This window comes from Actinomadura craniellae (genome assembly GCF_003289645.1).
In the GTDB taxonomy this organism is placed as follows: Bacteria; Actinomycetota; Actinomycetes; order Streptosporangiales; family Streptosporangiaceae; genus Actinomadura_D; species Actinomadura_D craniellae.
In genome coordinates this window covers 807682-816381 of the sequence record NZ_QLYX01000001.1, presented here as the reverse complement: position 1 = coordinate 816381, position 8700 = coordinate 807682, and the positions used below count along the sequence as shown (strand labels likewise).

8 protein-coding genes and 1 rRNA gene are annotated in these 8700 nt (G+C 71.6%); all 9 read right to left on the bottom strand.

Annotation, left to right across the window (positions count from 1 at the left end; genetic code table 11):
- Positions 1–108: ribosomal RNA gene (locus DPM19_RS03660) — 16S ribosomal RNA — on the bottom strand; the annotation flags it as partial.
- Between the two features lie 619 nt (positions 109–727).
- The gene (gene tyrS, locus DPM19_RS03655; protein ID WP_111863303.1) at positions 728–2005 is read right to left on the bottom strand and encodes a tyrosine--tRNA ligase; all 1278 of its coding nucleotides are present in this window, start codon (positions 2003–2005) and stop codon (positions 728–730) included.
- A 54-nt stretch (positions 2006–2059) separates the two neighbouring features.
- Complete coding sequence (locus DPM19_RS03650) at positions 2060–2503, bottom strand: hypothetical protein (RefSeq protein ID WP_111863302.1); 444 nt, start codon at positions 2501–2503, stop codon at positions 2060–2062.
- Positions 2504–2623: 120 nt separating this feature from the next.
- A complete protein-coding gene (locus DPM19_RS03645) occupies positions 2624–3250 on the bottom strand; it encodes a DNA-3-methyladenine glycosylase (RefSeq protein WP_111863301.1) in 627 nt (208 codons plus the stop codon).
- The gene (argH, locus tag DPM19_RS03640) at positions 3247–4662 is read right to left on the bottom strand and encodes an argininosuccinate lyase (RefSeq protein ID WP_111863300.1); all 1416 of its coding nucleotides are present in this window, start codon (positions 4660–4662) and stop codon (positions 3247–3249) included. The genes DPM19_RS03645 and argH overlap by 4 nt, the downstream gene beginning before the upstream one ends.
- Before the next feature lie 120 nt (positions 4663–4782).
- Positions 4783–5982 (bottom strand): argininosuccinate synthase, encoded by a 1200-nt coding sequence (locus DPM19_RS03635; RefSeq protein WP_111863299.1) that lies wholly within the window; start codon positions 5980–5982, stop codon positions 4783–4785.
- Positions 5983–6046: 64 nt separating this feature from the next.
- A complete protein-coding gene (locus DPM19_RS03630; RefSeq protein ID WP_233509818.1) occupies positions 6047–6598 on the bottom strand; it encodes an arginine repressor in 552 nt (183 codons plus the stop codon).
- A complete protein-coding gene (argF, locus tag DPM19_RS03625; protein WP_111863298.1) occupies positions 6595–7536 on the bottom strand; it encodes an ornithine carbamoyltransferase in 942 nt (313 codons plus the stop codon). Before argF ends, DPM19_RS03630 begins: the two co-directional genes overlap by 4 nt.
- Positions 7536–8687: an acetylornithine transaminase gene (locus DPM19_RS03620; protein ID WP_233509834.1), complete on the bottom strand. Its 1152-nt coding sequence runs from the start codon at positions 8685–8687 to the stop codon at positions 7536–7538. The genes argF and DPM19_RS03620 overlap by 1 nt, the downstream gene beginning before the upstream one ends.
- Positions 8688–8700 lie beyond the last annotated feature (13 nt).

The window sequence follows — 8700 nt, the reverse complement described above, 5'->3', positions numbered from 1 at the left end:
ACTCACCCGTTCGCCGCTCGAGTACCCCGAAGGGCCTTTCCGCTCGACTTGCATGTGTTAAGCACGCCGCCAGCGTTCGTCCTGAGCCAGGATCAAACTCTCCATCAAGGCCACACGACACACCCACCCAACAGGCAGGCGCGCCAAACCTCGGAAAATCCAAACCCAGCAAACACAACCCCCCACAAAAAGGAGGGCTGCGCATTGCCTCAAAGAAATCCCCACCCCAGATCCACAGACCCAGGGCAACGGGGTGACCTCCCACAACATGGGAGGCCGAAAGGCACTGGCTTTTAACACGCTGTTGAGTTCTCAAGCAACAGACACACCCAGCCGGTAGCCACTTCCGCGACATCCCCACCGGGGCAACCCTGCTAACTTACCCTACTTCACCCGGGTGTCAAACCTATCTTCTTCAAGATCTTTTTGACGGGTACCGTAGGCCCGAGACGTACACCATCGCTGGAATCTCTCGGAGTCACCCCCGGGCCGACCGCCGTGTGGCGTCCTGCATCCCGCGAGGCACGTAGAACATTAGGTCCACCACCAGACATCGTCAAATCGAGCCGGAATCCGTGAAACCCCAGCTCAACAGGGGTATGAAGCCGATTCCACCCCTTCAGCACCGCCCCGGTGACCGTACTGTGATGTTCGATCTACCGATTTTTTCCCCGGAAAGCCGTGCGCCCGTCCGGACCAGATCCGGACGGGCGCGGGAGCGTGGTGTTCAGCCGGCCGAGACCTCGGCTCCACCGATGCTGCGCTTACCCCGCCGCAGCACCAGGAAGCGGCCGTGCAGCAGGTCCTCGGCCACCGGCACGGCATCCTCGGATCCGACCTTCACGTTGTTGACGTAGGCCCCGCCCTGGGCGATGGTCCGCCGGGCCTCAGACCGGCTCTTGCAGAGCCCGGACTCCACCAGCAGGTCCACCACCGGGGGCAGCACTCCCAAGGGGAGCGAAGCCTTCGGCACCTCGGCCAGCGCCGCGGCCAGGGTCCGCTCGTCCAGTTCCTCCAGCGCGCCCTGGCCGAACAACGCCCGGGAGGCCGCGATCACGCGCGCGCACTCCTGCTCCCCGTGGACGAGCGTTGTCAGCTCCTCCGCCAGTGCCCGCTGGGCCGCCCGGAGCGCAGGCCGGTCGGCCGTCTCCTTGAGCAGCGCCTCGATCTCCTCCCGGGACCGGAAGCTGAAGACCTTCAGGAACTTCTCCACGTCCCGGTCGTCGGCGTTGAACCAGAACTGGTAGAAGGCGTACGGGGAGGTCAGCTCGGGGTCGAGCCAGTAGTTCTCGCCCCCGGCGGTCTTACCGAACTTCGTCCCGTCGGCCTTGGTCAGCAGGGGGGTGGTCAGCGCGTGCGCCGACCCGCCCTCGGCCCGGCGGATGAGCTCGACCCCGGCGGTGAGGTTGCCCCACTGGTCGCTGCCCCCGGTCTGCAACCGGCAGCCGTACCGCCGGTAGAGCTCCAGGTAGTCCATCGACTGAAGGAGCACGTAGCTGAACTCGGTGTAGCTGATGCCGACGGTGTCGAGCCGTGCCTTGACGGTCTCCCGGGCGAGCATCCGGTTCACCGGGAAGTGCTTGCCGATGTCGCGCAGGAACTCGATGGCCGTCAGCGAGCCGGTCCAGTCGAGGTTGCTGACCATGAGCGCCCCGGTGGGCCCCGCACCGAAGTCGAGGAACCGCGACACCTGCCCGCGAATCCGCTCGACCCAACCGGCCACCACCTCGGTGGAGTTGAGCGTCCGTTCGGCGCTCTTGCCGCTGGGGTCGCCGATCAGCCCGGTCGCGCCGCCGACCAGCCCGATCGGGCGGTGGCCGGCCTCCTGGAACCGCCGGATGGTCAGTATCTGGACGAGGTTGCCCAGGTGCAGGCTCGGCGCGGTCGGGTCGAACCCGCAATAGAGCGTGACCGGTCCCGCGGCGAGCAGGGCCCGCAGTTCGTCCAGATCAGTGGACTGCGCGATCAGGTCGCGCCACGCGAGATCGTCCAGGATGTCGGTCACGGTCTTTCCTCGTCTCCTGCCAATGGTCCAGGCCGGGACCCACCGTAATCGGTTTCACCGGCCGTTCATGAAGTACCGGGCCGGGATGTGGACTTCGTGCCCGGAGTTGAAGCGCACCAGCACCCCGGTGGGCTCCCATCGCGTCCCCTGGATCTTCGGGGTGGATCCGGTGAAGCCCACCTCGACGGCATGGCCGTAGGACAGGGAGGGGTCCCGTCCCGCGACCAGTTGGTAGGCACGGTGCCGGCCGAACACCCAGCTCCGTTTCTCGACCAGGCCCAGGTGGTGCGTTGCCCCGTCGGGGTAGCGCACCGAGGCGGGCTGGGACGTCCGTTCGAGGACCCGCACCCGGTTCATGCCGCCGTCGGCCACCGCGAGGGCACCGGCCAGGACGAGGCCCGCGAGAACGCCCACCGCGAATCGGACGACCGCTCGGCCGCGCGTCCCGGGTCGGGCCACCCGCCGGGGCTCGGCCAGATCGGGTCGGATGTCGGTCACGTGCTTCCCCCGCCTCCTGCCGATGATCTAGGACGGGAGCAACGGTAACCGGCCGCGTCGCCGCACACGAGGGATTTCCGGCACCGCACCACGACCCTGGGCGGTGCCCGATCGGGCATGTCAGCCTCCGGTCGAAGCCCTCCGCCGCCGCGGCACATGCCGGCGGTAGGCGGACACGCTGGGCTCGCCGTCGAGCCAGAACCGCCACGGGACGTCCGAGGCGGCGTTCACCCCCACGCGCGGCCCGCTGCGGACCTCTCCTGCGGCCGGCTCGCCGAGCAGAACCCGCAGTGGTCCCTCGGGATCGCAGCCGTCGACGCCGTCCTGCGCCCGGTCGACGGCCAGGGCCTGGCAGAGCCGGGCCGGCCCCCGGGTGAGGTCGCGGGCCGAGGAGCGGGGGCGCCGGCGCCGGGCCAGGTCGGCGCCCGAGACCACCTCGCCCGCGCGCAACAGGACCGCCGAGGCCGTGCCCTCCGGGGCGCAAACCAGGTTCACGCAGTAGTGCATGCCGTAGGTGAAGTACACGTAGGCGTGCCCCGGCGGCCCGAACATCACCGCGTTGCGCGGGGTGCGGCCCCGGTAGGCGTGCGACGCCGGATCCAGTGGCCCGGCGTACGCCTCCACCTCGGTCAGCCGCACCGCCACCTCGCCGTCGGGGGTCCGGTGGGCGAGCACCCGGCCCAGCAGGTCGGGTGCCACCTCCAGCACCGGGCGGTCGAAGAAGTCCCGGCCGACCAGATCGCTCATTCGGTTCCGGTGGCCCAGGCCGCGTGCCCGTTGACCAGGACGCGCAGTGCCTCGAGCTGCTCGCGCACCCGGTCGGGGGCGGTGCCGCCATAGGCCTTGCGGGAGGCCAGGGCGCCGGGGACGTTCAGTACCTCGCGCACGTCCGGGGTCAGGTGCGCGGAGACCTTGGCCAGCTCGTCGTCGGTCAGGTCGTCGAAGTCCTTGTCGTTGACCTGGCACCAGACGACCAGGTGGCCGACCACCTCGTGCGCGTCGCGGAAGGCGACCCCCCGCCGGACCAGCAGTTCGGCCAGGTCGGTGGCGAGCGCGAACCCGTCGGGTGCCAGCGCCTCCAGCCGCTCGGCGTTGACGCGCATGGTCGCGATCAGGCCCGACACCGCGGGCAGGACCAGGAGCAGCGTGTCGACCGCGTCGAAGATCGGCTCCTTGTCCTCCTGCAGGTCACGGTTGTAGGTGAGCGGCAGGCCCTTGAGGGTGGTCAGCAGCGCGGTCAGGTTGCCGATCAGGCGGCCCGACTTGCCCCGGGCGAGCTCGGCGACGTCGGGGTTCTTCTTCTGCGGCATGATCGACGACCCGGTGGCGTAGGTGTCGTCCATCTCGATCCACCGGAACTCCTGCGAGGCCCACAGCACGATCTCTTCGCCGAGCCGGGACAGGTGGACGCCGATCAGCGCCGCCGCGAACAGGAACTCGGCCGCGAAGTCGCGGTCGCTGACCGCGTCCATCGAGTTGGCCGCCGCGCTGTCGAAGCCGAGGTCGGCGGCGACCGCCTCGGGGTCGAGCGGCAGCGAGGAGCCGGCGAGCGCGCCGGAACCCAGCGGGGACACCGCGGTGCGCCGGTCCCAGTCGCGCAGCCGGTCGATGTCGCGGGCGAGCGGGTGGACGTGCGCGAGCAACTGGTGGGAGAAGAGCACCGGCTGGGCGTGCTGGAGATGGGTCATGCCCGGGCAGGCCACACCCATGTTCTCCTCGGCCTGGGCCAGCAGCGCGGTCTCCAGCTCCACCAGCCGGGAAACGATGTGCCGGACGTTGTCGCGCAGGTAGAGCCGCAGGTCGGTGGCGACCTGGTCGTTGCGGCTACGGCCGGCCCGCAGCTTGCCGCCCAGTGCGCCCAGCCGTTCCAGCAGGCCCCGCTCCAGCGCGGTGTGCACGTCCTCGTCGGCGACGGTGGGCCGGAACTCCCCGGACCGGCAGGCGTCCTCCAGGTCGTCGAGGGCGGCCAGCATCCGGGCGAGCTCTTCGTCGGTGAGCAGCCCGGCCCGGTTGAGCACCCGGGCGTGCGCGCGGGATCCGAGCAGGTCGTAGGGGGCGAGCCGCCAGTCGAACTGGACGCTCACCGACAGTCGGGCGAGCGCGTCCGCCGGGCCGCCCTCGAACCGGCCGCCCCACAGTCGCGTCGGTGCCTTGGTCACGCTTCTCCTCTTCCCGCCGCTGCATGTTCGTCGTCGTGCGGATCGGCCGCCGGTGTGCGGCCGATCCGGAAAAACCCCGCCCGGGCGGACCGGGTGCCGGTCTGCCCGCCCGAGGGTACGTCAGCCGGCCCGCCGGTCGCGCTCGGCCGCGATTTTGCCGGGCAGGCTCCACAGCTCGACGAACCCCTTGGCCAGGCTCTGGTCGAACGTGTCGCCCGTGTCGTACGTCGCCAGATCGTAGTCGTACAGGGACCGTTCGCTGCGGCGCCCCGTCACCACGGCGCGGCCGCCGTGCAGGGTCATCCGGATGTCGCCGGAGACGTGCCGCTGGGCTTCGGCGATGAACGCGTCCAGCGCGTTCTTCAACGGCGAGAACCACAGGCCGTCGTAGACCAGTTCGGCCCAGCGCTGGTCGACGCCGCGCTTGAAGCGGGCGAGGTCGCGCTCGACCGTGACGTTCTCCAGCTCCTGGTGGGCGGCGATCAGTGCGATCGCGGCGGGAGCCTCGTAGACCTCGCGGCTCTTGATGCCGACCAGCCGGTCCTCGACCATGTCGAGCCGGCCGACGCCCTGCGCGCCGGCCCGGGCGTTGAGTTCGGCGATGACCGCGTACGGGGTGAGCGGGCGGCCGTCCAGCGCCACCGGAACGCCCTGGTCGAAGGTGATGACGACCTCGTCCGCGGCGCGCGGCTCCGCCGGGTCGGCGGTGTAGTCGTAGAGGTCCGCCACGGGGCCGTTCCAGATGTCCTCCAGGAAGCCCGTCTCCACCGCCCGGCCCCACAGGTTCTGGTCGATGGAGTACGGCGACTTGGTGGTGACGTCGATCGGCAGGCCCCTCTCCTCGGCGAAGGCGATCGCCTTGTCGCGGGTCCAGGCGTAGTCGCGGGCCGGGGCGATGACCTTCAGGTCGGGGTTGAGGGCGGCGAGGCCGGCCTCGAACCGGACCTGGTCGTTGCCCTTGCCGGTGCATCCGTGCGAGACGACCGTGCCGCCGTGCTCGGCCGCCGCGGCGACCAGGTGCTTGACGATCAGTGGCCGGGACAGTGCCGACACCAGCGGGTAACGGTCCATGTAGAGGGCGTTGGCCTGGAGTGCGGGGACGCAGAAGTCGGCGGCGTACTCCTCCCGGGCGTCCACCACGACGGCCTCGACGGCGCCGCAGGCCAGCGCCCGCCGGCGGATGGCCTCCAGGTCCTCGCCGCCCTGACCGACGTCGAGGGCCACCGCGATGACCTCGGCTCCGGTCTCCTCGGCGATGTACGGGATGGCCACGGAGGTGTCGAGACCTCCGGAGTAGGCGAGAACGACACGCTCGCTCATGGGTTGATCTCCTGATGTCGAAGTCGGGTGCGGCTGGACGGGGCCCACCGCACGGGTGGGGCCCCTACCCTCGTCGCTCGGGGCGGCCGCCGGGCGGGCGTTCCTCGCCCCGCCGCTCGGTGAGCCGCAGCAACGCCGCCGCGAGTTCCTCCCCGCCCTGGGGGTCGCGGGCGATGACCAGTACCGAGTCGTCCCCGGCGACGGTGCCCAGGATCGACGGCCACTCGGCGTGGTCGATGGCCGAGGCCAGGAACTGGGCTGCGCCGGGCGGGGTGCGCACGACGACCAGGTTGGCCGACGCCTCGGCGGAGACCAGTAGCTCCTGGGCGATCCGGGCCAGCCGGGCGCTGAAGGACTCGGCGGGGACTCCGGTCCGGGCCCGCGGGATGCGTTCCCCGCCCTCCCCGGGCACGGCGTAGATGAGGCTGCCGTCGTCGGCGCGCAGCCGGACGGCCCCGATCTCCACCAGATCCCGGGAGAGGGTGGCCTGGGTGACCTCGAGCCCGTCCTCGGCGAGGAGCCTGGCCAGCTCGCCCTGGCTGTGCACCGGGTACCGGCTCAGCAGCTCGATGACGCGTGCCTGCCGCGCCGCCTTGGTCACCGCCACTCCGCTCACGACACGGTGTCCTGCCCGGCCGCCGGCGGGCCCGCCAGCAGCCACGCCAACAGGGCCTTCTGCGCGTGCAGCCGGTTCTCGGCCTCGTCCCAGACCAGGCTGTGCGGGCCGTCCAGGACCGAGGCGGCGATCTCCTTGCCCCGGTAGGCGGGCAGGCAGTGCAGCACTCCGGCGTCGGGCGCGGCGAGCGCGAGCTTGTCCTCGTCGATCGCGTACGGCCGGAACACCGCCAGGTCCTTGTCGTCCTGGCCCATCGACACCCAGGTGTCGGTGGCGAGCACGTCGGCGCCGGCCGCGGCCTTCTCCGGGTCGGTGGTGAACGACACCGACCCGCCGGTGGTGCCGGCGATCTCGGCGGCGCGGGCGGTGATCCCGGGGTCCGGGGCGAACCCTTCGGGGGCGGCGACCCGCACGTGCATGCCCGCGGTGGCGCCGCCCAGCAGGTAGGAGTGGGCCATGTTGTTGGCGCCGTCGCCGAAGTAGACGAGGGTCAGCCCGGCCAGCCGCCCCTTGGCCTCCTGCACGGTCTGCAGGTCGGCCAGGATCTGGCAGGGGTGGAACAGGTCGGTCAGCGCGTTGACCACCGGCACCGTGCTCGCCGCGGCCATCTCCTCGACCCGGTCCTGGCCGAAGGTCCGCCACACGATGGCGGAGACCTGGCGGGTCAGCACCCGGGCGGTGTCGCCGATCGTCTCGCCGCGGCCGAGCTGGCTGGACTGGGAGTCGATGATCAGCGGGTAGCCGCCGAGTTCGGCGACGCCCACGGCGAAGGAGATCCGGGTCCGGGTGGACGGCTTGTCGAACAGGACCGCGACGGACCGGGGGCCCTCCAGCGGGCGGTGGGCGAAGCGGTCCCGTTTCATGGCGGCGGCGAGATCGAGCACCTGGGCCTGCTCGGCCGGGGTCAGGTCGTCGTCGCGCAGGAAGTGGCGCACCATCACAGCTCCTTCGTCGCCTGGTCGAGGATCGCGGGGAGCGCGTCCGTGAACGACGCGAGCTCCGCCGCGGTGATCACCAGGGGTGGTGCCAGCCGGACGGCGTCCGGTTGTACGGCGTTGACCAGGAATCCTGCCGTACGGGCGGCGGCCTCCACCGCGCCGGACCCGTTCCGCGTCAGGACGGCGGCCCGCCAGAGCCCCCGGCCGCGGACCCCGGCCAGCAGCGGGTGCTCGATCGCGGCCAGCGCCGCGGCGAACCCGGTGCCGACCTCGGCGACGTGCGCCAGCAGGCCGTCGCGTTCGATGGTGTCGAGCACCGCCAGCGCCGCCGCGGTGGCGACCGGGTTGCCGCCGAAGGTGCTGCCGTGGTCGCCCTTGGCGAACAGCCCGCCGGCGGGGCCCAGGCCGATGCACGCACCCACCGGCAGCCCGCCGCCCAGCCCCTTGGCCAGGGTGAGGATGTCGGGGCGGACGCCCTCGTGCTGGTGGGCGAACCAGGCTCCGGTGCGGCCGATCGCCGACTGGATCTCGTCGGCCACCAGCAGCGCCCCGGTGGTGTCGCAGATCTCCCGGACCGCGGTGAAGTACCCCGCCGGCGGCGGCACCACGCCGCCCTCCCCCTGGGTGGGTTCGAGGAAGACCGCGGCGCACTCGGCGGTGACCGCCGCCCGTAGCGCCGCGGCGTCGCCGTAGGGGACGAACCGAACGTCCATCCCGAACGGGCCGAACGGTTCCCGGATGGCGTGCTTGCCGGTCAGCGAGAGCGCGCCCATGCTGCGGCCGTGGAACCCGTTCTCCGCCGCCACCAGGTAGCCGCGGCCGGTGGTCCTGCCGTACTTGATGGCGAGCTTCAGCGCGCACTCGTTGGCCTCGGTGCCGCTGTTGGTGAGGAACACCCGGCCGGGGGCGCCCAGCAGGTCCAGCAGCCGTTCGGCCAGCAGCACCTCGGGCTCGTGCAGGAACAGGTTGGAGGTGTGCGCCAGTGTGGCCACCTGCCGGGAGACCGCCTCCGCCAGAGCGGGGTGGCCGTGCCCCAGCGAGCTGGTCGCGATGCCCGCGATGAGGTCGAGGTACCCGGTGCCGTCGGCGTCCCACACGCGGCAGCCCTCGCCGCGCACCAGCGCCACCGGAGGCACCCCGTAGTTGGGCATGAACGCGGCCTCG